Origin of the sequence: Shewanella gelidimarina, from assembly GCF_023283945.1 — a bacterium.
In the GTDB taxonomy this organism is placed as follows: domain Bacteria; phylum Pseudomonadota; class Gammaproteobacteria; order Enterobacterales; family Shewanellaceae; genus Shewanella; species Shewanella gelidimarina.
On the sequence record NZ_JAKIKW010000003.1, the window covers coordinates 48,971 to 70,475 of the forward strand.

The 21,505-nt window shown below is 43.9% G+C and carries 23 protein-coding genes; 5 read left to right on the forward strand and 18 right to left on the reverse strand.

Going from position 1 to position 21,505, the window contains the following annotated elements:
* Positions 1–36: 36 nt before the first annotated feature.
* From L2729_RS03680 to rraA, 11 genes are all read right to left on the reverse strand, one after another.
* Entirely contained in the window at positions 37–1,902 is a 1,866-nt protein-coding gene (locus tag L2729_RS03680; protein WP_248987033.1) for a sensor domain-containing diguanylate cyclase, read from the reverse strand.
* A complete protein-coding gene (locus L2729_RS03685) occupies positions 1,902–2,696 on the reverse strand; it encodes a TatD family hydrolase (protein ID WP_248987034.1) in 795 nt (264 codons plus the stop codon). The genes L2729_RS03680 and L2729_RS03685 overlap by 1 nt, the downstream gene beginning before the upstream one ends.
* Positions 2,696–3,214 carry a hypothetical protein gene (locus L2729_RS03690; RefSeq protein ID WP_248987035.1) on the reverse strand — a complete coding sequence of 173 codons (519 nt, stop codon included), beginning with the start codon at positions 3,212–3,214 and terminating at the stop codon, positions 2,696–2,698. Before L2729_RS03690 ends, L2729_RS03685 begins: the two co-directional genes overlap by 1 nt.
* A 284-nt stretch (positions 3,215–3,498) precedes the next feature.
* Positions 3,499–4,263: a twin-arginine translocase subunit TatC gene (tatC, locus tag L2729_RS03695; protein WP_248987036.1), complete on the reverse strand. Its 765-nt coding sequence runs from the start codon at positions 4,261–4,263 to the stop codon at positions 3,499–3,501.
* Positions 4,264–4,266: 3 nt separating this feature from the next.
* Entirely contained in the window at positions 4,267–4,662 is a 396-nt protein-coding gene (tatB, locus tag L2729_RS03700) for a Sec-independent protein translocase protein TatB (RefSeq protein WP_101089798.1), read from the reverse strand.
* Between the two features lie 6 nt (positions 4,663–4,668).
* A complete protein-coding gene (gene tatA / locus L2729_RS03705; protein ID WP_101089799.1) occupies positions 4,669–4,926 on the reverse strand; it encodes a Sec-independent protein translocase subunit TatA in 258 nt (85 codons plus the stop codon).
* Between the two features lie 61 nt (positions 4,927–4,987).
* Positions 4,988–6,637, reverse strand: a complete 1,650-nt coding sequence (gene ubiB / locus L2729_RS03710; protein ID WP_248987037.1) for a ubiquinone biosynthesis regulatory protein kinase UbiB — start codon at positions 6,635–6,637, stop codon at positions 4,988–4,990.
* Positions 6,634–7,257 carry a ubiquinone biosynthesis accessory factor UbiJ gene (locus tag L2729_RS03715; RefSeq protein WP_248987038.1) on the reverse strand — a complete coding sequence of 208 codons (624 nt, stop codon included), beginning with the start codon at positions 7,255–7,257 and terminating at the stop codon, positions 6,634–6,636. The genes ubiB and L2729_RS03715 overlap by 4 nt, the downstream gene beginning before the upstream one ends.
* Before the next feature lie 11 nt (positions 7,258–7,268).
* Positions 7,269–8,024, reverse strand: coding sequence for a bifunctional demethylmenaquinone methyltransferase/2-methoxy-6-polyprenyl-1,4-benzoquinol methylase UbiE (ubiE, locus tag L2729_RS03720; protein ID WP_248987039.1), 756 nt, complete (start codon positions 8,022–8,024; stop codon positions 7,269–7,271).
* Between the two features lie 483 nt (positions 8,025–8,507).
* On the reverse strand, positions 8,508–9,542 hold the full coding sequence (locus L2729_RS03725; RefSeq protein WP_248987040.1) for a formimidoylglutamase: 1,035 nt from the start codon (positions 9,540–9,542) through the stop codon (positions 8,508–8,510).
* Positions 9,543–9,699: 157 nt separating this feature from the next.
* Positions 9,700–10,185 (reverse strand): ribonuclease E activity regulator RraA, encoded by a 486-nt coding sequence (gene rraA / locus L2729_RS03730; RefSeq protein ID WP_248987041.1) that lies wholly within the window; start codon positions 10,183–10,185, stop codon positions 9,700–9,702.
* Between the two features lie 335 nt (positions 10,186–10,520).
* On the opposite strand from rraA, the gene L2729_RS03735 reads away from it, so the two are divergent.
* The 4 genes from L2729_RS03735 (at position 10,521) to L2729_RS03750 (ending at position 13,393) form a co-directional block, all read left to right on the forward strand.
* The gene (locus tag L2729_RS03735; RefSeq protein WP_248987042.1) at positions 10,521–10,772 is read left to right on the forward strand and encodes a uroporphyrinogen decarboxylase; all 252 of its coding nucleotides are present in this window, start codon (positions 10,521–10,523) and stop codon (positions 10,770–10,772) included.
* Positions 10,773–10,992: 220 nt separating this feature from the next.
* Positions 10,993–11,505, forward strand: coding sequence for a phosphatase PAP2 family protein (locus L2729_RS03740; RefSeq protein ID WP_248987043.1), 513 nt, complete (start codon positions 10,993–10,995; stop codon positions 11,503–11,505).
* Positions 11,506–11,514: 9 nt separating this feature from the next.
* Positions 11,515–12,570, forward strand: a complete 1,056-nt coding sequence (locus tag L2729_RS03745; RefSeq protein WP_248987044.1) for an MJ1255/VC2487 family glycosyltransferase — start codon at positions 11,515–11,517, stop codon at positions 12,568–12,570.
* Positions 12,571–12,721: 151 nt separating this feature from the next.
* Positions 12,722–13,393 carry a Crp/Fnr family transcriptional regulator gene (locus tag L2729_RS03750; RefSeq protein ID WP_248987045.1) on the forward strand — a complete coding sequence of 224 codons (672 nt, stop codon included), beginning with the start codon at positions 12,722–12,724 and terminating at the stop codon, positions 13,391–13,393.
* 422 nt (positions 13,394–13,815) lie between these two features.
* Here the strand turns inward: L2729_RS03750 and tsgA are convergent, their stop codons facing one another.
* The 5 genes from tsgA to hslV form a co-directional block, all read right to left on the reverse strand.
* Entirely contained in the window at positions 13,816–14,985 is a 1,170-nt protein-coding gene (tsgA, locus tag L2729_RS03755; RefSeq protein ID WP_248987046.1) for an MFS transporter TsgA, read from the reverse strand.
* A gap of 78 nt (positions 14,986–15,063) precedes the next feature.
* Positions 15,064–15,768, reverse strand: a complete 705-nt coding sequence (gene deoD / locus L2729_RS03760) for a purine-nucleoside phosphorylase (RefSeq protein ID WP_101089810.1) — start codon at positions 15,766–15,768, stop codon at positions 15,064–15,066.
* Positions 15,769–15,966: 198 nt separating this feature from the next.
* Positions 15,967–16,359 (reverse strand): gamma-butyrobetaine hydroxylase family protein, encoded by a 393-nt coding sequence (locus tag L2729_RS03765; RefSeq protein ID WP_101089811.1) that lies wholly within the window; start codon positions 16,357–16,359, stop codon positions 15,967–15,969.
* Positions 16,360–16,464: 105 nt separating this feature from the next.
* Positions 16,465–17,790, reverse strand: a complete 1,326-nt coding sequence (gene hslU, locus L2729_RS03770; protein ID WP_248987047.1) for an ATP-dependent protease ATPase subunit HslU — start codon at positions 17,788–17,790, stop codon at positions 16,465–16,467.
* A 50-nt stretch (positions 17,791–17,840) separates the two neighbouring features.
* A complete protein-coding gene (gene hslV, locus L2729_RS03775; protein ID WP_101089813.1) occupies positions 17,841–18,365 on the reverse strand; it encodes an ATP-dependent protease subunit HslV in 525 nt (174 codons plus the stop codon).
* 68 nt (positions 18,366–18,433) lie between these two features.
* Between hslV and L2729_RS03780 the strand changes: the two genes are divergently transcribed.
* A complete protein-coding gene (locus L2729_RS03780; RefSeq protein ID WP_248987048.1) occupies positions 18,434–18,637 on the forward strand; it encodes a hypothetical protein in 204 nt (67 codons plus the stop codon).
* 418 nt (positions 18,638–19,055) lie between these two features.
* Here L2729_RS03780 and L2729_RS03785 read toward each other — a convergent pair whose 3' ends face one another.
* Both L2729_RS03785 and argS read right to left on the reverse strand, forming a co-directional pair.
* Positions 19,056–19,631, reverse strand: a complete 576-nt coding sequence (locus L2729_RS03785) for an SPOR domain-containing protein (protein ID WP_248987049.1) — start codon at positions 19,629–19,631, stop codon at positions 19,056–19,058.
* Positions 19,632–19,641: 10 nt separating this feature from the next.
* A complete protein-coding gene (argS, locus tag L2729_RS03790; protein WP_248987050.1) occupies positions 19,642–21,390 on the reverse strand; it encodes an arginine--tRNA ligase in 1,749 nt (582 codons plus the stop codon).
* Positions 21,391–21,505: the final 115 nt, after the last annotated feature.

Sequence of the window (21,505 nt, forward strand, 5' to 3'; positions counted from 1 at the left end):
CTTTTTGATGATGTCAATTTTGCTCAGGGCTCAATCTTACTCAGGGCTGTATAGCATAACGCGATTACGCCCTTCGTTCTTTGCGCGATAAAGTGCTTTATCGGCTTGATCTAATAACAATGTTGTATGTTGTTCGGATGAAACGATTTCAACGCTCACTCCAATACTGACCGTTAGAGGAATGGTTATTTTTCCCCAACTGATCGGCAATTCAAAAATAGCTTTCCTTATGGTCTCAGCAACTTGCAAGGCGCCTTCTTGATTCGTATTCGGTAATATAATAGCAAACTCTTCACCGCCAAAACGTGATACTAGATCGGTTGGTCGCTTTAATTTTCGCTTAAGTTCATCAGCGATAGCTCGCAAGGCTTGGTCACCGGCAAGGTGTCCGTGAGTGTCATTAATCGACTTAAAGTGGTCTATATCTAACATGACGACGGCCATTGGCGTTTGTTGTCGGCGGCTTATTCGGCCTTCTGCAAGGATACGCTTATCAAACGAACTTCTATTTTTTACACCCGTAAGGCTATCAATCGTTGTTTGTTCCGTTAGTTTTTGATTTGCTTCGTTGAGTTCTCTTAGTGCAATTTCTAATTCTAAGGTTCGCTCTTGAACCATCTGTCCAAGTTGCTCACTACTTCGAGCCTCTATTCGAAGTGCATCTTCTCGGGTTATTTTCGCTCGTTCAGCTTGAGTTAACGCTTCTTTCTGGATTTGCAGTTTAGACAGGCGTTCATCGTTATAGCGTATCGCTAGTAATGCCGCCATAAATAGAATTTCGAAGCTTAATCCAAGCATAAAGGGCGTCTTAGCGTGCAGATCAAGTTCGATATAGCCCAAATACATCATGCCGGAAATTAAGGCACCTAGCATCATACAGGCCCAGCCAATAGCGAATAGCTTAGCCAGTTTATGGCCTCTAAATCCTTGAACGAGTGCGATATACATCAGCATTAAGCTGCTGAGCATAACTACGCAGACATCCATTTTTAGCGCTAGGTTGTAGTCGAGCAATAATCCAAGAAAAAGCAGGAAGATTGAAATGGCCGCACCGACCCGGCAGACTCGTAGCATCGGCTGGCTATGGTATTTAAGCTGCATGACTTTCTCTGAAAACAGAAAGGCAAAGGCCATCGATAAACATAATAGTACAGGCAAAATAAATGTTTGAACTATCGGTAAATTAGGCCAAATAAAACGAAAAGCGATGCCATGCAAGGTTGCGACAAAGAGAGTTAAAGAAAGCACATAACCCGCATAATAAGTATAACTAAATGAGTGTGAGCTAATAGCAATAAAGAGGCTGAAAATACCAATTGCGGTTAAAACGCCTATTTGAAAACCATATAATAATGATTGCTGCTCAGCGCTTTGATAGTAGGCGTTATCGGTCCAAAGCGTGAGTGGAATACTTGCCGTTCCCGCAGTGCTTATTTTTAAGTAAAAGGTATGGAAATCATTATTTTTACTGCTAAACGGGTACGAAAAGTCATTACTGACAATGGGCCTTTGAGAAAAAGGGATGCTGTCACCCATAACCACTTTGTTGACTAATCGGTGTCGATTGAAGTGGTATAACTCAATCAGATCCAAGTGGGGGTTGGTTATTGATAATATTCTATTGGTTACAAAAGAACCGCTGCTGTGCACACTAAACTTGACCCAAAATTGCTTGTTACTTAGACCGCGAATAATATCCGGCGTGAGCTTATCCCAACGTGTTGATGACAACTGGCTGACTTGGGCTACGTCCGTGTTTGGGGTTACTGGTGTGTAATAGATCCAGTCATTTAAGGGCTGCTCTGTAGGGGTATGGCTATCGAGCGTTAAGATGTTTTCGGCGTTTACATAGCTTGATATGAAAAGCATCGCGATGGCTAAAAAACGAATGAATATCCGCATTAATACGTTAAACCAAAAAAGGAGCGGCTGTTTTGATAAGTTTGTAGTGCAAAATCATCAATCTGTTGCCCACGAAGATTAGCAATATATTCAGCGATATAAGGTAAGTATTTAGGCTGGTTTTTACTTGATTTCGGTTTTGGTCGCATGCTTCTTGGCAGTAAATAGGGGCTATCGGTTTCAATTACAATACGATTGTCAGGAATAAATGGCACCAGCTCGGCTAGCTCTTGGCCTCGACGTTCATCACACACCCAGCCAGTGATCCCTATGTGTAAGTCTTGTTCTAGATAAGCCTCTAGACTTTCGCGGTTCCCTGTAAAACAGTGCAATAGCGCCGCGGGTAATGCTGAGCGGTATTCTTTTAATATGGCGAGGAAGTCTGCATGAGCGTCTCGCTCATGCATTAATACTGGCAGTTTTAGCTCAACGGCCAGTTCAAGTTGCTGGGCAAAAGCCTGCCTCTGTTTGGCTCTTGGTGAGAAATCTCGATTATAGTCCAGACCGCATTCACCAATGGCAACGACACATTGAGACAAGCTTAGTTGCTTAATGCGATGACAGCTTTGGGGCGTCCATTCACTCGCATGATGCGGATGAACACCTGCTGTGCTATAGAGCGTTCCTGAAAATGAATTGCATAGCGCAATCGCTTGCTCACTCTCTTCAATGTGGCTGCCGATAACCACCATAGAGGAGACGCCAACATGATTAGCGGCTTCAACAACCCCGTGAAGATCTTTTTCTAAGCTGCTGCCAATGAGATTGACAGCAATATCCATAAACTGCGGCATTATTTAAGACGTTTAACCCGAATGGTGGTGTTACGATCTTTTATGCCTAACATGAAAGATCCAAGGGCTGCTTTTTCAATATAGACTTGTTGTTCTGGCTTTAGTTTGAAAGAGCGTGAATCCGTTTGTTTCCAAACTTGACCATTATCAAATTGAATTTTAAGCGCGCCATATGGATCTTTAGTGACTTTATTCACGGTTAGATTGATGACCACCACCTCTTGCTCGGCTTTGTCATTCTTGATTTTGCCAAACTCTTCAGCAGCGTTTTTTGGTGCATTAGCAGTACTGGTGACAACGGTTGCTGAGGCGGCGACGGCAATTGTTTCTGGCGCTGAGCTAACACTGCTAACGCTGTTTGTTGCTAATGACGCCGAGAGGTTGTCGTAACAGATAAGACGATCCAGTTTGTCTGGTACCGCAGCACATTGTGATAGCTGAGTTTCAACAGAGGCATTTGCAAATGTCGATAACAAAATAGAGGCTGTTGTCAGTAATAACAGATATGGCTTAATCATTAAAATTTCCTTTTTATTATTGGAAAGCAGGCTACAGGACGATTTTATACCAATTCCGTTATATATGTAATCAATTCAGAGTCTCAATGTTAAGGCCATTGAGGCGTATAAAGAGGCTAAGGTCTATTGCTTTTTTGATTCAATATATCTGCAGGGTTACCTGTGAAATAGAGGATGGACTTACTGCCTTGCATAGCAACCTAATGGTTTGTCAGTGCAAAAAAAAGGTACTGCCTTCATCAACTGAATGGCAATACCTTTTATCTCTATCAACAAATGTTTAGTTACTTTTGTTCACTCTCTTCAGGCGTATCTTCATCGTCTTCAGATTCATCTTCATCTTTACTATAAAAGCGTGCTGCGATGAGTCCGCCTTCAAACAAGATGAGCATTGGAATCGCGAGCATCGTCTGCGAAATAATATCGGGGGGTGTTAAAAACATTCCCACAATAAATGCACCAACCACTATGTATGGACGTTTCTTTTTCAGCTCTTCAGGTGTAGTGACACCTGCCCAGCACAAAAGAACGACTGCCACAGGTATTTCAAACGCTAAGCCAAAGGCAAAAAACAGTTTGAGAATAAAACTCAAATAGCTACTGATATCGGTCGCAACTTCTACACCTTCAGGTGCTGCAGACGCAAAAAAACCAAATACCACAGGAAATACTACGTAATAAGCAAATGCAATACCTAAATAGAACAGCAAGGTACTACTGGTAAGCAGCGGCACCACTAAGCGCTTTTCATGCTTATAAAGCCCTGGTGCGACAAATGACCATACTTGAAACAGAACATAAGGTATGGCAATAAAAAATGACAGTACCAATGTTAGTTTGAATGGCGCAAAAAAGGGTGCGGCAACATCCGTTGCAATCATGCTGCTCGAGTCGGGCAGAGCTTGCATCAATGGTATCGCCATATAATGGTAAATATCATTGGCCCAATAGACCAAACAGATAAACACCAAGAGAACACTCGCTATTGCTCGAAGCAGCTTATTACGCATCTCAAGCAAATGGCTTATTAATGGCTTTTGTTGTGACATGGACTACCCGTTAGGTTTGTCTGACTTAGCACTATCTGTTGAAGAAGTCTCAATAGTAGGGGCGTCTTTGGCTGGCGTTTCTTTTGCCGAAGGAACATCTTCTACTTGATAGGGACGATTAACAGATTGCGCTGCTTGTTTTAATTGATCGATTGAATCCTGTAACTCAGGCGCAAGGTTTTTTAAGCCTTGGCTTTCTGCTTTTTTCAAATCAGTATGCAATTGCTCTATTTTAAGCTCTTGTTCTAATTCGTCTTTAACTGAGTTAGCCATCTTTTTCATGGCGCGGATCCAGCCTGAGATTGAGCGCACGGCGACAGGAAGTCTTTCAGGGCCAAGTACAACTAGCCCTAAGACTCCAATCAACAGCAACTCCATAAAGCCGATACCGTCGAACATAGTCGATTACGCCTGTTCTTTGTCCTTAGATTCAGCCTTTTTTTCGGCTGTCTCAGTGCCCTGAACTGTTTTTTCAGCTGCACTGTCTTCTAGCGCTGTTTTCTCTTCTAGCGCTTTCTTATCTTCTTCAGAAGACATGGCGTTTTTGAAGCCTTTAACAGCACCGCCTAAATCGCCGCCTAGAGAACGTAACTTCTTTGTTCCAAACAATAATACGACAATCAATGCAACGATAAGAAGTTGCCAAATACTAATGCCACCCATGAATGAATCCTCTTAATTTAGATATTAAATCTATTATGAACCTTTGGTTATTTAGGTCTAGCTAAAGTTTACGGATCTTTGGTCTAGATCGCCATCCGAGCAGCCACAATGTGGCGCCTAGGCCGATACTGCCGTAAGACGCCCATAGTGTAGCGTCTTGATTGAACAAAATAGTGCCACAGATCACTAAAATAGCGGCTGTGATCAAAAGATAGTTACTTTTATGTGCTTTTTGCTGATGTTTTAGATATCGATCGAGTAATTTGTTATGTGTCTTTGCTAGGTTGCGACCCATTTTTAAATTATCGTAAATGAGTTCCGGCAGCTCTGGCAGGTGTTCTGCCCAATAAGGCAGTTGCTGCTTAATTTTGCTTGCCATGGCTTTAGGGCCTACTTGCTCGGCCATCCAGTCTTCAAGAAAAGGTTTAGCGGTTTGCCATAAATCTAATTGCGGGTATAGCTGACGCCCTAAACCTTCGATATAGAGTAGGGTTTTCTCTAACAATACCAGTTGAGGCTGGACAACCATGTCGAATCGACGCGCAGTTCGAAATAGCTCAAGTAAAACGTGACCAAATGAAATTTCATCTAATGGTTTATTAAACATGGGCTCACAAACAACTTTAACCGCTTGTTCAAATGCACTGATATCGGTATCCGGTGATACCCAACCCGATTCAATATAAAGCTGAGCAATACGGTGATAATCACGATTGAAGAAGGCGAGAAAGTTTTCTGCTAAATAGCGTTTATCTTCATCGGTAAGCGTGCCCATAATGCCGCAATCTAAACCGATGTAAAAGGGATCATCTGGGTGTTCACGGCTGACAAAGATATTGCCGGGATGCATATCTGCGTGGAAAAAATTATCACGGAATACTTGAGTGAAAAACAGTTCTACACCGCGTTCAGCAAGCAGCTTTAGGTTGGTACCTTGCGCGATAAGTGCCGCTTTATCTGATACAGGTACGCCGTCAATACGCTCCATTACAATTAGTCGGGTAAAACAAAGCTCTTCATACATAAAAGGGATATAAAGCGAATTTGAACCCAAGAAATTATTACGCAATTTAATTGCACTAAGGGCTTCAAGTTTTAAGTTGAGCTCACCCTCAATGGTGGTGCGATAATCTTCGACAACTTCGGCTGGACGTAAGCGATTGTTTGCCCCTAGCAGTAACTCTAAAAAGCCCGCAGCTTGCGACATTAGCTGAATGTCGGCATGAACTTTTTGTTCTACATCTGGGCGCAGTACCTTTAATACTACTCTAGCGCCGTTAGATTTTAGCGTCGCGGTATGTACTTGTGAGATCGAGGCTGATGCAAGCGGCGTATCTTCGAAGTCATCAAAGTAATCTTCGATGGGGGCTTTAAGTTCGGACTCAATAGAGGCGCGAGCAATAGCGGAATCAAAAGGAGGCACTCTGTCTTGCAACATCGCCAGCTCTTCAGCCCATTCATCACTGAGTAGATCTCGTCGGGTTGAGAGCATTTGGCCAAACTTAATATAAACTGGGCCAAGCTCTTGCATCGCTAGCTTTAAGCGTTCGCCGCCGATTTTATCTTTGTGTTGGTTTCTGAGCCAGAAGAGACAACCTCTTAATAGCTTAAAGTACCAAGGCGTTAACTTTGAGGGAATTAAATCATCTAATCCGTAATGCAACGCGGTGCGGATGACTTGATAAGCGCGCCTGATACTTGTTACTGTCATGGTTTAACTCTTGCCCTATTTAGTAATTGCTCTATCCGTGTTTCCAAGGTGTCGACGTCGACGGCGATATCTTCGATGGTATCACTTAAGTGAATATATTCGAGTTTATGCGGTGCAAGTCGATACTCTTCGGTCGTTAACTGACCTAAGTGGGAGCGTGTTTTGAGCCATATTTGGGTGATATCTTGTTTTGCTCGCTTAACCGTTTGGAAAACAAAGTGAGTTGGAATATCACCGATATAACGAGATAGAGGCTCGGCAAAATCGAATTCAACACTTTGAATATAGTGGCTAAAAGCTTGCAATAAACTGAGGTCGCCTTCGAGGCTAAGTTTATCTTGTTTGATCAACTCGGTGAGGTTTGCACCTTCAGTGAGTTGATATAAAGTGGTGATATCGGCATTAACTTGAGTAGTAACCTCACCTTCGTATTGGCTGTAAACTTGGATCTCTTTAGCAAACAAGAGATAAAGTGGCCAATTAAGCTGAGTCAGTTGAATGCAAAGAACTTTGCCATGCAAACTACGCAAGGTCGCGTAGTCTTCAGGCGATTGGGCGATTAGCTTGTTTAAGCTAACCTCAATCGCCGCACATGTAAGCAGTGACATGTCACGAGACATAGTGAGTCCAATCAGAATTTGTAACCTTTATGCAAGGCCACAATACCGTCAGTCATATTGGTATAGTTTACTTGCTCAAAACCAGCATCTACCATCATCTGTTTCAATGTCTCTTGATCTGGGTGCATGCGAATAGATTCAGCAAGATACGCGTAACTCTCAGCGTCTTGTGTAATTAACGCACCCATTTTAGGCATCACTTTAAAGCTGTATAGATCATATAATTTACGCATCACGTTGTGCTTAGGCTTAGAAAATTCAAGCACTAATAATTTTCCGCCGGGTTTCAATACTCTTAGCATTGAAGCGATAGCGGCATCTTTATCGGTGACGTTACGTAGACCAAAGGCGATGGTAATTATATCGAAGTGATTATCAGGGAATGGCAGTGCTTCAGCATTCGCTTGCACATAGTTCACATTACCCACAATGCCTTTGTCTCTTAACTTTTCACGACCCACTTTAAGCATCGAGTCATTAATATCAGCGAGAGTGACTTGGCCTTTCTCACCGACAATACGAGAAAACTTAGCGGTTAAATCGCCAGTACCGCCAGCTAAATCAAGAACCTTCATGCCAGGACGTGCACCAGCACTTTCGATAGTGAAACGTTTCCACATACGGTGGATACCGAAAGACATGACGTCATTCATGATGTCGTACTTAGCGGCGACAGAATGGAATACGCCAGCGACCATCTCGGCCTTTTGCTCAGCTTCAACCGTTTTGTAACCGAAGTGAGTGTTCTTTGGAGTGTCCTCTGACATCTATCTATTCCTATACGTTAACAATTGAATTATCGCGATTGTAAGTCATCGAGCCAGATTGCTGAATCTTTCATCCATCACTATGTGATGTATGTTATCTATCAGTCGCTGGAGTTCGTAAAAATGAGCGATGACACAGGGTTTCGCAAAATTGACTGCGCATTACACCATAATACTAGCCAATGTTGAATCGTTATTATACCAATTGTATTGAGTATCTGTTCATTCAGTGGGAATTCAAAGCACTGAAGGCAAGTCGGGAACTTGATGCTTATAGTTATTCTATATCAAGAGTTTCCGCCGCAGCATGCAGTGTTTTGCCATTAGCTTTAAACGTCAGCCACCCTTCGGGAAGCGCTCACTCATTCCACTTCTGTATTGCATTGGCTCACAAGGGAATAACCATTCTTTCGTCAATGCGCCTTGAATTGAAAAGATTGAGCGCTTCTGAATTGACTACATACTTAATGCAATTGGTATTTACTACAATGCATTAATACGTCCGTTGATATAGCTATAGATCAACTCGCCAATACTTTGTCCTGTTTCACGGTACCCAGCATCGAGCCCTGCCACATGGCAACTTGGGGCCGCTTCAGCTAAATGTAAATAGGCGCAAGGGCAATGCTTAGCAACATAGCTGACGTAGTGTAATGCATCGAGCAAAGGCACTCCGGCTGCGGTTGAAGCGCTGCTGGGCATGTTCGTGATGGCATCTAAGTCCAGCTCAACCGCCACCGGCAACGAGCTGTTATTGAGCTCTTTGGTAATTGATTTGAGTGCGGTTTCTAAGCTCAGTTCTCGACGCACCCAAATTTGCTGAAAAGTATGCCAGTGGCCACCAAATGCTTTGAGTTGTTCTAATGTTGCTTCGCTGTTTTTTAGCTCATGCAGTCCAAGCACATGATAAATACCCAGTGCACCAGAAGCGGCTGCGTAACTAAACCCGTTACCACTGTGGCGACCTTCTTTGGGCCTGAAATCTGAATGAGGGTCTAAATTAACAGCGGCAATTGGGCGCTTATGGCTGGCTTTAGCAGCCATGAGCAAACCGTAGGCATTGTTGTGCCCGCCGCCAATCACAATGGGTTCTAATCCTGCTTGCATTACGCGAGTTAATACCTCAATCACTCTTAAATCTAACTGCTCTACATTGTGGCGTAGTTGCTCTGCGGTACTGCTGCCTGGCAGTTGTAAGTCAGTGGTTTCTATTTGGCCTAAGACTAAACATTGGGTACCGGTTAAAAAGCGGTTGGATTGAAAATTGAGAAACTGTTTCATTGCGCTGTCAAAAGCGTCTGTAGAGCCACCTCGCCCCAAATTTGCACGGGGGCCAATATCTTCGCCAATGCCAATAATTGCAAAGCGGACATTAGCTGCCTTGGCCTGTGCCAGTACTGTCGAGAGATCATCTGTCGCTGTAGGAATGTGTACTCGTTGTCCGAGTTTAGTCTCGCCTGTTCTCGGCGCGAGTAAGCTCTCAAGCTTAATGGTGGTGAAGGGGCTGAGATACTGCATTGAGTTATTCTTATATTTGAGTGCTCATTACCGACAGTGTAAGGCCTTGGATTAACACCGCAAGCCTTGCCGAACAATCGGCCACAAAAAAGCCAGCACTTTCTGCTGGCTTAGTCGGTAAAATCAAATCGAAATTTGATCCCAATGTATTTTTTGATTAATCAATGTCGAGCGGTTCAGGTGATAAAATCATGCCAGTGTTATCTGCATAAACATGGTCACCGGGTAAGAAGCTCACGCCGCCAAAATTGACTGGAACTTCAAGTTCGCCAATGGCGTGACTATCGGCGCCAACGGGAATAGAGGCTAACGCTTGTACGCCAATGTCTAAATCTTCTAATGCATCAACATCACGAATTGAACCATAGATGATGATCCCTTCCCAATTATTGTCCACTGCCACTTGGGCAATCGTTGAGTCGAGTAGGGCGCGACGCAGTGAACCGCCGCCGTCTACGAGCAATACTTTGCCTTCGCCATCTTCCTGCAGAGCATCAATGATGAGGCCATTATCTTCGAAACATTTGATGGTGCTAATCGAGCCACCAAAAGAGTTACTACCACCGTAATTACTGAACATGGGTTCGACAACATCAACTACATCGATATAAGTGTCACAAAGTTCTGAGGTGTTGTATTCCATAAGAACGCTCCTGGTAGATAGGCGTAGCTCAGTAATTTGAGCAAAAGAGTAATTTAACCAGTATATAAGGGATTGTTGAAAAGAAAAGTCTTATCAATCACGCAATTGCCGATAAACACATCACTCACCTATGTTGTGGTAATATTTCGACATCTAGGTTACTAATTCAGCAAAAATATGACATAGGTCATTATATAACGTTTTTTTATTACCAAGATGGTGTATTTTTGTTAGCATAAGTGTAGACATATTAACTTAACTTAATTTTTGAGTCGCTTTAGGGGCACGGATCCCCCGGTTAGCTTAGGGACGGCAGAGGGCCTAAAAGGTGCCTTATGGAAGCTATTAATACTATTGAAATCATCGGTTATGCTGCGTCAATTATGGTCGCGATTTCGCTAATGATGAAAGACATTACCTGGTTGAGATGTTTGAACTTTACCGGTTGTTCACTGTTTGTTATTTATGGAGCGTCAATTGAAGCATGGCCTGTCGCGGGTATGAATGCCTTTGTTGCGTGTATCAATATTTACCACCTGCAAAAGATTTACCGTAATCGCAATAACGTCGAGCTCGCTACTGATTAATTAGTAGATATACCTAAGCTACTTGGGTATTTCGTGCTGGTCTGATTATCTATGGATAATTAGGCTAGCAAATTGGCTTCCTCCATTATTTTTCCTCGGTCATCATCCAACGCTAACAAGCCTATTTTTTGCGCTGTGTCATAAAACTTTAGGGTAGTTGTCACCTTCACGTCATGGATTTTTAATAGCTTGCTATTAAATAATGATTTTGGAGTTTGCAATGATCACCTCACTATCAAGACTGGATCGCAGTGGCTATCAATTTTTGGTTAAGCAAGGCCAGGAGCATGGTTTACAACCTTTGGCTTTATCACTTTCGGCCTCCGGTAACGGACCTGTATACCTATACATGGTGGTGCTGTTTTTACTGTTCGATAGTCATGGCGAGTCACTGCTTAATACGCTATTAGCTGCATATTTGGTTGAGTTGCCACTTTATTTTCTGCTTAAAAATATGATCCGTAGACAACGTCCTTGCCATGCGCTTGCTGATGGAATTGCCCGTTTTGAACCCGCTGACAAATTTAGTTTGCCCTCGGGTCACACTGCTGCTGCATTCGTGATGGCCACAAGCATCTACTTTATCTATCCACAACTGTTTTATATTGCCACGTGCTGGGCAATAGGCATTGGTCTGTCACGCATTATTTTAGGGGTTCACTATCCGCTGGATATTATCGCCGGTGCCTTGCTCGGTATCGCTTCTGTCGTGTTTAGTCAGCACATTATTTAGGAGAGCGCATTGAAGATCCTCTACGGAGTACAAGGTACTGGAAATGGCCATTTAAGTCGGGCAAGAGTGATGGCTAAAGCGATGCATAAGCAAGGAGCGGACGTAGACTTTTTCTTTTCTGGCCGCTCCGCGGAGCATTTTTTTGATATGCAGTGCTTTGGGCAATATCGGGTGCAATCAGGCCTGACGTTTGCGACTAAAGATGGCCGTGTGAATGTAGGGCAAACCGCTAAGATGAACGCATGGTTTGGATTTGTTAAAGATGTCAAAAACCTAGATTTAAGCGGCTATGACCTGGTCCTTAATGATTTTGAGCCCGTATCCGCTTGGGCAGCTAAAAATCAAGGTGTGCCGTCCATTGGGATCAGCCATCAAGCCGCGCTCAATTTCTCGGTGCCTAAAGTGGGTGACAGTTGGTTTAACGAAACGATGTTGAACTACTTTGCACCAGTGGATATTGCGTTAGGCTGCCATTGGCATCATTTTGGCTTTCCAATTTTGCCCCCTTTTGTCGAGGTCGATAAAGTTGAGAAAGAGTTAGCGCATCAAGTATTGGTCTATCTGCCTTTTGAGTCCCCAGATGCGATTGTAGACTTCTTGGCACCTTTTACTGATTACACCTTTTTGGTGTACCACGCAGGGATACCTCATCGGTCAATGCCGCCACACATTAAATGGCATGGTTTTGACCGCGATGGTTTTAAAGCGGCAATGGCAAGTTGTGGTGGCGTGATTGGCAATGCGGGTTTTGAGCTTGCCAGCGAAGCGTTAACCTTGGGCAAGAAGCTGCTGATTAAGCCGTTATTAGGTCAGTTTGAGCAGTTATCTAATGTTGCAGCACTTGAACTACTCGGGGCCGCTGAGTGCATGAAAACATGTTTAGATCCTGATGCACTGCGGCGTTGGTTAAAGTCACCGACGCCCGAATCTATAGACTATCCTCAAGTGGCTGATGAGTTAGTGAGCTGGTTACTCAAGGGCGATTGGAATCAGCCTGAGGAGTTATGCCAGTCACTTTGGTCGCAAGTCAATTTACCTCAGAGCTGGCAAAAAAAGAGCCCTTAAAACTGATGGTGACTACTGGGATTTAATATGTCACTAATATAAAGAGACAATGCTGCCGCTGTACATACCTAGGCGTGCCTATTACTACTGACTTTTAAAGAGGTATAATGCTTAAGTCTTTCGCCTAACATAAATCCATATCGGCAATATTATGCAGCTAAAACCACTCGAGAAAGGGCGTTTTCATTCATTATGGCATCAAGAACATGATGCTATTGAGCAGATTATGCGTGAGTGCATTACCGAAACGAAAACGGTGACTGCACAACATCGACTAATGGAACAAGGCCAAAAGGTTAACGACCTGATCTTGGTGCCACGTGGCCGTATCTCAATGGGTTATACCGCTCGAAATGGCCGTAGCTTTCAGTTGGGAACCATGACTTGCGACTCTCAGCTGTTTGGGGAAATGGAGTTTTTTACCCACTACTTGTGCCAGTTAGATATTATTGCCGAAGAGCCATTAGAAATCTCCATTATTAATGGCGATAAGTTACAACAGGCTTTATTAAAAACGCCTCAGTTTGCACTATTTTTTGCCAGCGCTATCGCCATAGACTATCAAGATACTGTGGATATTTTGACCCGCCGCATGTTATATCCCATCGCTTATAATATTGCTTACGACCTCTATCATCAGTATTTAAAAGATCAGCCGGTAGAAGGTTTCACTAAGTGCTATTTAGAAGCTGAACGCTTTGCGACAACCGATAGAGTCTATCGCCGTGCAGTTAAAAAGCTGGAAGATTTAGCCTTGATTAAACGAGATAAAGAGGGGCTGATAATTTGTGATCTTGAAGGGCTTAAGTCCTTTATTGAATAAATCTCAAACATGTAGCTCTAGGGGCCGTTGAACTTTCTAGCTTAATTTTTGTTCGATTATTTACCGTAATGAATAATGATTTGAGTACAAGGCTTGAGCGATGATTTAGCAGTCTAAGCGAAAGCTCGTAACGCATTCTAGTCATAAAAGACGAATAGAATTGAAACGAACCCTAAGGGCCGCGCTTCTTGGCTATTTTTACGGTGTTGTAGGCTACTCGTGGAGAATGACTAAACGACATAGCCTCCGCCTTGTCAAAATAGCCAATAAACTGCGGCAAAAACAACCGTGAAAGATCAGCTGCCCCTAGTACCATTCGTTTAAGGATTAATCTTGATATTCGATTAAAGGTTAGAAATGAAAGAACCCAGTGATCACTGGGTTCTTTTGTTTTTAACTGTTTTAGAATAATGCCAAATTATTTATGCTGTTTGAGCTGACATACTGGCTTTTTGTTTATTGGAAATGAGTAACATCGCAATAATCAGGCCGTAGATCACTGGGATTGCATACATAACTGTTTGTAAACCAATGATACTTTCAAATAGTGAGCTAATTGCAGGGCTGAACATTGCACCGGCACTACCACTAATCAAAATATAAGATACGTTTCGGCTGCTGGCACTTTTCACAAATGACACTCCATAGGCAATAAAAGCGTTATAAAGTGCTGCACAAGCGAAGCCGTAACCATAAGTTAAGTAACCAATCCAAGCCAAGTTATCTGTAGTGACAATCAAACTAGTGATAACAAATGCAAGTAAAATCATACCCATAATGAAATGCTGGATCTTAACTCTCGACACGATAACAGTCGACACTAGCGCACCAATGAGTGCTGCAGACCAATATTGAGTGATAATATTACCGGCGTCTTCGAATGGAATATCGAACTTGGTTTTAACGAACATCGGTGCCCAAGTAAGGAAGGTATACAGTGCTAGCATTCCGAGAAATAAACCAACTCCGCCGCTAATTATCCCTAAGTTCCACTCTGATTCATCTTTGCCATTCTCTGCTGATGTTTGATTTTCTACGAGTTCGAAATTGGTTGCAAGCGCGATGGCGGCAGTGGCTAATGCAACAATACCAACAGCTAGGTAGCTGTAGCTCCAAGAGAGTGCATGGCTTAATGCATAGGTGGTTATGAGTGGAAATACAACGCCAGCAACGTTAAAGGTGGCATCTTGTACTACTAACATCGTGCTTTGAATTTTGTCTTTCCACACCGACACGACGATTGTACCCGCGATACAGAGGCCAACACCGCCACAAAGCCCGATAATTGTCATTGCAATCATTACTACGGTTAGCGAACCCGTGAAGTGTAAAGCGGCTGCACTGAGTGCAATGCCCACATAGCTGATAAGCGTCATGCGTTTTACGCCAATTCTTTCAATTAAGAAAAAAGCGACTATGGTCCCGGCAAGAGCACCACCATTAAGCAGTGAGAATATTGAGGCGACTTCGTTGACGTTAGCTGAAAACTTCTCAGCTATAGGTTCAATCAACATGCCGAACTGTGTGGCAAAGCCTGCCATAACAAAATTGGCTAAAAAGCTGAGCAAGGTTAAGGATATTTTATTTTTCATCATTGGTTCCTAGTATCGCGGTATCAAGACCTAAAGTTAAGCCGCTGGAAGTGGTGCTTCGAGCGGCTTAATAAAGCGTTACTGACAGGCTGTTTCTAATGCCAGCTCTATCATTTGATTAAAGGTTAACTGACGAGCCTCTGCACTGGTCTCTTCGCCAGTTAAGCAATGGTCTGAAACAGTAAGAATCGCAAGTGATTCAAAACCTTTGTGATGCGCAAGGCCATATAAGCCAGCGACTTCCATATCAACCCCTAATACACCAAAGCGCTCTAATGCTGGGATCATGTCTTCATCTGGATCGTAGTACATGTCACCACTGAACACATTACCCACTTTTACGTTGATCTGCTTTTGTTGGGCGATAGTGTAGGCTTTGTGTAGCAGATCAAACGTAGCAGAGGTTGCCATTTGATAACCACTACTACGCTTGGCATTCGTGGGGGAATCAGTACCCGCAGCTTGGGCCAAAATGACATCGTTGATCTTGACGTTATGCTGGGTTGCACCAAGGCTACCAACGCGGATGATGCGTTTAACATTAAAATCAGTCACTAGTTCATGGGCGTATAAAACCATCGATGGAATACCCATACCATGACCCATAACGGAAATACGTTGGCCCTTATAAAAACCGGTATAACCGAACATATTGCGGATATTGGTGACTTCCACCGCATCGTCTAAAAAGTTTTCGGCGATATACTTAGCGCGAAGTGGGTCGCCAGGCATGATGATGGTTTCGGCAAAATCACCGGCTTTACCATTAATATGTGCAGTCATGAGTAATCCTCTTTTTTGATTACTCCCGATAGTAATTGCCTGATTATGATCCGTGGAGGACATAAGTCCGCATAGAGTGATTAAGCGTAAAATCTACTGTTTGAACACAAAAAAAAGGCGCTATCGGCGCCATTCTGTGATCAAATATTTGTTGCTGCAATTTTAATGAGTGACTCAGGTCACTTTACTGCTGGTCTGCTATTTGTGATATTTCACAGCCATGTCAATAAGGGGTTCGCGGCTAGCTTTTGCTGCTCGTAATCGCGCTAAGTACTTTTCCCAGAGATCGACTTGATGGGTGGCTAAGTCATAAAGCACCTTCCATGAGAAGAGTCCTGTATCGTGGCCATCATCAAAGATGATTTTAACGGCATAATTGCCGACAGGCTCAATAGCAGAGATATTGACCATTTTCTTGTGCGTAACCAGCACTGGATTGCCATGACCGTGTACTTCTGCTGATGGAGAGTAAACCCTTAGCATTTCGCAGCTCAACTGATGAATGTCGCCATTATCAAAGTGCACCTCTAGCTGACGAGATTTACGCTTAAGCTTTAAGGATTCAACATTAGGGGTGTTATCTTGAGTCATAAGTCTACCAATGATTAAAAGTCTCGGTTCATAAAACAGAATAGCGGTTAAGCACAGAACTGTCCTTAACCGCCATCACTAAATTAGCGTTTGGCTACTGTAAGATTAGAGAATAAAGCGACTCAAATCTTCGTCTTGAACCAAGTTATCGAGATGGGCGCTCACGTAATCGGCATCAATTACTGTTACAGAGCCTGATTTGTCAGACGCTTCGTAAGATAGCTCTTCCATCAAACGTTCCATCACCGTGTGTAGACGACGGGCACCAATGTTTTCTGTGCGCTCGTTGACTTGCCATGCGGCTTCTGCGATAGAGTCGATACCCGATTCGGCAAATTCAACTTTAACGCCTTCTGTTCCCATAAGGGCCACATATTGCTCAGTTAACGATGCGAACGGTTCTGTCAAAATACGTTTGAAATCACCTGCTGACAACGCATCAAGTTCGACTCTAATCGGCAAGCGGCCTTGCAGCTCAGGGATTAAGTCTGACGGCTTACACATCTGGAATGCACCTGATGCAATAAACAGAATGTGATCTGTTTTGACCATACCGTGTTTAGTATTAACCGTACAACCTTCAACGAGTGGGAGTAGGTCACGCTGCACACCTTCACGAGAAACGTCTGGGCCTGAAGAGTCACCGCGCTTACAAATTTTATCAATCTCGTCCAAGAAAACGATACCGTGCTGTTCAACCAATTCGATCGCTTGCTCTTTTAGATCATCAGGATTAACGAGCTTGGCCGCTTCCTCTTCAATAAGCAGTTTATAGGCTTCTTTAATCGGCATTTTACGGCGCTTACTTGCACCCGGTCCCATGTTCTGGAACATGCTTTGTAGCTGGTTGGTCATCTCTTCCATGCCTGGAGGCGACATGATTTCAATACCGGCTTGTGGCGCAGAGACGTCAATTTCAATCTCTTTATCGTCTAGCTGGCCTTCACGTAGTTTTTTACGGAAAACTTGGCGAGTGCTATTGTCGCTAGCTTTTTCGCTGTCCCAATCTTCTTTTGGTTTAGGCAATAGGGCATCAAGAATGCGCTCTTCAGCCGCTTCTTCGGCTCTAAATTTACACTTAGCCATCTGCTCTTCACGTGTCAGCTTTATGGCTGAATCGGTAAGGTCGCGAATAATCTGGTCAACTTCTTTACCGACATAACCCACTTCAGTGAACTTAGTGGCTTCCACTTTAATGAACGGTGCTTTTGCAAGGCGTGCTAAACGGCGGGCAATTTCAGTTTTACCCACACCTGTTGGGCCAATCATTAGAATGTTTTTAGGCGTGACTTCTTGACGAAGGTCAGCATCCAGTTGCATACGGCGCCAGCGATTACGTAGCGCGATTGCGACTGAGCGTTTGGCCTTTTGCTGACCAATAATGTGACTATCTAGTTCGTGAACAATTTCACGTGGTGTCATTTCAGACATATTCTTTCCTCATGCTTAAGCATCAGTCTTGGGTATAAACGAAAGTTCGTTTAGTACTTTAACTCTTCGATGGTCTTAAATTGGTTGGTGAAAACACAGATGCCGCCGGCAATTGTTAATGACTTCTCTGCAATTTCTAACGCGCTAAGATCGGTGTTTTCAAGCAATGCTATGGCTGCTGATTGGGCAAAGTTGCCACCAGAGCCTATAGCTATTAAGTCATTTTCTGGCTGAATCACATCACCGTTACCGGTAATGATCAATGACGATTCACCATCAGCGACAGCTAACAATGCTTCAAGTTTGCGTAGCACTTTGTCTGAACGCCAGTCTTTAGCCATTTCAACGGCAGCGCGCATAAGATGGCCTTGATGCATTTCGAGTTTGGCTTCGAAGCGCTCGAATAATGTAAATGCATCTGCTGTACCGCCAGCAAAGCCTGCCAATACCTTATTGTGGTATAGACGACGAACTTTTCTAGCGTTGCTTTTCATCACGGTATTACCAAGAGAAACTTGGCCATCACCGGCGATAACCACTTGGTTATTTCGGCGTACTGATACGATAGTGGTCACGATAAATCCTCTTCTCTAGCCAGCGACAATGTGCCTGCTGGTTGGTGATAATAGAGATATGGGGATGCATGCGTAAATATCAAGGGGTAACTTGTATTGCTGCTGACTCAACATGTGTCTGTTTGCTAGTCACTAGAGTATCTGCAGGCGTGGCTGCCGCAGGTCATTTAAATCGCAAACGCATCAAGCTGCGCTTGTTGACCAAGGTCGTGGTGCTTCGCCCACACCAGAGCCAAGGGGCAAAGCGCTTGTGCCCGCTGTTGATTTCATAAGGGTCGAACCCTCAGCGCCCCGGCGAAATTTAAAAAGCGAAATTTCCAACGGGGGAGATTTGATTCTGCGAGTTCATTTAAATATGTTTAAGTCATGGCGTTTACCGAAAGGTTACAACTTACTGTATTGAAAGATTAAAACTCAAATGCTGAGTGTTTGCGCTTTTCAAACCCAGTGTAGACGCGGCTGAGGCCTGCGGTTTCAGGGATCAAACCGCAGAGCGGCCATGGCCAATTCTGTTCCCGACTGAATTTGGCATTCCCTCCGTCCTTGGAGGTCAGACGGCGTAAAGCGTGTTTCAGTCGTAACTGCTAGTTAATTGCCGCATAACAAACCACTTTCCCCATTCCTGCAAGCCAATAAAAAAGCGCTGCATGAGCAGCGCTTTTATAGAGTTAGTCTTGTTGAGATTACCCTCTACGAACTTTCCCAGAACCAGATTTGACAACCGTTGGTGCCGGAGTTTTGCAGTACGTGACGTTGTCTTTCGGCATCACGTTTCATATCGTAAGGGCCTAAAACGACCTTATACCACATTCCACTCGTACCTTTAACTTTACGCACTTGCGCTTCTAAACCTTGGAAGGCAATGGTTGCCTTAAGCGAATTTGCTTGAGATTCTTTTCTAAATGAACCGCATTGCATCTGGTAAGGACGCTTAGGCTTAGTGGAAGCTGCAGGCAGGTCCACCTCGACCTTTTTATTTTCCAGCTCCTTAAGATAAGTCCACTCTTCTTCTGGGGCTGGCGGTAGCGCATTAGGATCTTTTTTAACCGTAGTTTTCTTTGGTTTATCAACCACTACTACCGGCGTTGTGACTGTTTCATCAGTACTGTTTAATAGCCACAATACATAACCAAACCCAGTTAGACCTGCGAGCGTTATTAATAGCAGTAAAACAGGGAAACGCTTAGGCGGATTTCCCTTTGACCCACGCTTTTTAGTACTGCCTTTGCGCGTGGGTTTACGGTTTGCGTAGTCACGACTCGTCATAGGGTTATGATTACATCCGCTCTAAAGTGTCTAGTCCTAGCAAGTTCAGCCCTTGCTTAAGTGTTTTCGCTGTTAGCTTAGCCAATAGTAGGCGGCTCTTCTTCTGTGCTTCGTTATCGGCTGCCAGTACTGGGCATGCTTCATAAAAACTAGAGAATGCACCGGCAAGTTCAAATAGGTAAGCACATAGCGCATGTGGTTGACCTTTATTGACGACGCGGTTCATCACTTCACCGAACTGAGCTAACTTAGTGCCAAGATCTTTCTCTCTCTCGTGTTCAAGGACGATGGTAGCACCACTCAAATCAACGTCTTGTGCACGGTTGAAGATACCCACAACACGAGTGTACGCATAGAGTAGGTAGGGTGCGGTGTTACCTTCAAAACTCAGCATCTGCTCAAAGCTGAAGATGTAATCGCTAGTACGGTTCTTAGATAAGTCAGCATATTTAACGGAAGCAATACCAACGACGCGAGCGATTTCAGTCAGCTCTGCTTCATCCATATCAGGATTTTTACTGCGGACTAAATCAAGTGCACGAATGTCAGCTTCTTTAAGCAGATCAATAAGCTTAACCACACCACCAGAGCGCGTCTTAAAGGGACGACCATCAGCACCATTCATGGTGCCAAAGCCCATATGTTCGAAACTCATCTCTTCGCGAACAAAATTGGCTGTTTTAGCCAACTTAAACACTTGTTGGAAGTGTAAGGCTTGGCGCAGATCGACAAAATAAAGTGCTCTATCTGCTTTTAACACATTTGAGCGATAGCGCATCGCGGCCATATCGCTGGTCGCGTATAGGTAGCCGCCGTCTGCTTTTTGAATAATAACAGGGAGTGGCTCACCCTCTTTGTTTTTAAACTCTTGTTGGAACACCACTTTAGCGCCATTACTTTCAGACAATAAGCCCTGGGTATCAAGATCGGCGACGACTTGCTCTAAGTCAGCGTTATATGAGCTTTCACCGCGAACATCTGCGCGGGTTAAGCTAACGCCTAAACGCTCATAAATTTCGTGACAGTGACTCAAGGATATGTCATTAAACTCACGCCATAATTTATTGCAGTACTCGTCACCTGATTGCAATGCAACGACCAGCTTACGGGCACGGTTGGCAAAATCTTCAGACTCATCGAAGCGGACTTTAGCGGCGCGATAGAAGTTTTCAAGATCTGAAAGCTCCATTTGGGCTTGTTCACCATTTGCTGCAGCACGTAACTCTTCCATGTACGCAAGCAACATGCCGAACTGAGTTCCCCAGTCTCCGACGTGGTTTTGGCGAATAACCTTGTGACCCATAAACTCAAGTGAGCGGGCAACGCTGTCACCGATGATGGTCGATCTTAGGTGGCCAACATGCATCTCTTTCGCAAGGTTAGGTGATGAGTAGTCAACGACAACCGTTTGCGACTCAGGCAAGGTTAGGCCTAAATGGTCGCTGTTAAGTGCGTCCATAAGTTGATTGGCGAGCGCATTGTCATCGATAAAAAAGTTGATAAATCCTGGTCCTGCAATCTCAACCTTTTCGACATGGCTAGATTCAGGCAGGTTATCAATGATGAGCTGAGCTATCTCACGTGGATTCTTGCGCGCTGCTTTTGTTAGCATCATCGCCAAGTTGGTAGCAAAATCACCGTGGCTCTTATCTTTGGTTCGGTCCACTTGAATGCGAGCTTCAAAATCAGCAGGAACAACACCTTGTTGTTTAAGGGCATTTAACGATTCAGCGAGTAAAGATTGAGTATGTGATTTCATTGGCGTTTAATCGGCACTTACAAAAAGAAAAAGTAATAGGGGTAACCGACTATTTTAGCCGCTTGTGGCACCCAATTACTATCCTCTAGCGAACTTTTTCTACTTTAGTGACGAT

Bases quoted from the DNA above. Each gene is read 5' to 3' on its own strand.
- L2729_RS03785 (WP_248987049.1), bottom strand. From the start codon at position 19,631: ATGACGAGTCGTGACTACGCAAACCGTAAACCCACGCGCAAAGGCAGT.
- ubiB (WP_248987037.1), bottom strand. From the start codon at position 6,637: ATGACAGTAACAAGTATCAGGCGCGCTTATCAAGTCATCCGCACCGCG.
- L2729_RS03685 (WP_248987034.1), bottom strand. From the start codon at position 2,696: ATGCCGCAGTTTATGGATATTGCTGTCAATCTCATTGGCAGCAGCTTA.
- deoD (WP_101089810.1), bottom strand. From the start codon at position 15,768: ATGACTGCACATATTAATGGTAAAGCCGGTGATTTTGCCGAAACCATC.
- tatA (WP_101089799.1), bottom strand. From the start codon at position 4,926: ATGGGTGGCATTAGTATTTGGCAACTTCTTATCGTTGCATTGATTGTC.
- tatB (WP_101089798.1), bottom strand. From the start codon at position 4,662: ATGTTCGACGGTATCGGCTTTATGGAGTTGCTGTTGATTGGAGTCTTA.
- rraA (WP_248987041.1), bottom strand. From the start codon at position 10,185: ATGGAATACAACACCTCAGAACTTTGTGACACTTATATCGATGTAGTT.
- ubiE (WP_248987039.1), bottom strand. From the start codon at position 8,024: ATGTCAGAGGACACTCCAAAGAACACTCACTTCGGTTACAAAACGGTT.
- L2729_RS03740 (WP_248987043.1), top strand. From the start codon at position 10,993: ATGATCACCTCACTATCAAGACTGGATCGCAGTGGCTATCAATTTTTG.
- argS (WP_248987050.1), bottom strand. From the start codon at position 21,390: ATGAAATCACATACTCAATCTTTACTCGCTGAATCGTTAAATGCCCTT.
- L2729_RS03780 (WP_248987048.1), top strand. From the start codon at position 18,434: ATGCGTAAATATCAAGGGGTAACTTGTATTGCTGCTGACTCAACATGT.
- hslU (WP_248987047.1), bottom strand. From the start codon at position 17,790: ATGTCTGAAATGACACCACGTGAAATTGTTCACGAACTAGATAGTCAC.
- tsgA (WP_248987046.1), bottom strand. From the start codon at position 14,985: ATGAAAAATAAAATATCCTTAACCTTGCTCAGCTTTTTAGCCAATTTT.
- L2729_RS03725 (WP_248987040.1), bottom strand. From the start codon at position 9,542: ATGCAGTATCTCAGCCCCTTCACCACCATTAAGCTTGAGAGCTTACTC.
- L2729_RS03690 (WP_248987035.1), bottom strand. From the start codon at position 3,214: ATGATTAAGCCATATCTGTTATTACTGACAACAGCCTCTATTTTGTTA.
- L2729_RS03680 (WP_248987033.1), bottom strand. From the start codon at position 1,902: ATGCGGATATTCATTCGTTTTTTAGCCATCGCGATGCTTTTCATATCA.
- L2729_RS03735 (WP_248987042.1), top strand. From the start codon at position 10,521: ATGGAAGCTATTAATACTATTGAAATCATCGGTTATGCTGCGTCAATT.
- L2729_RS03765 (WP_101089811.1), bottom strand. From the start codon at position 16,359: ATGACTCAAGATAACACCCCTAATGTTGAATCCTTAAAGCTTAAGCGT.
- L2729_RS03715 (WP_248987038.1), bottom strand. From the start codon at position 7,257: ATGTCTCGTGACATGTCACTGCTTACATGTGCGGCGATTGAGGTTAGC.
- tatC (WP_248987036.1), bottom strand. From the start codon at position 4,263: ATGTCACAACAAAAGCCATTAATAAGCCATTTGCTTGAGATGCGTAAT.
- L2729_RS03750 (WP_248987045.1), top strand. From the start codon at position 12,722: ATGCAGCTAAAACCACTCGAGAAAGGGCGTTTTCATTCATTATGGCAT.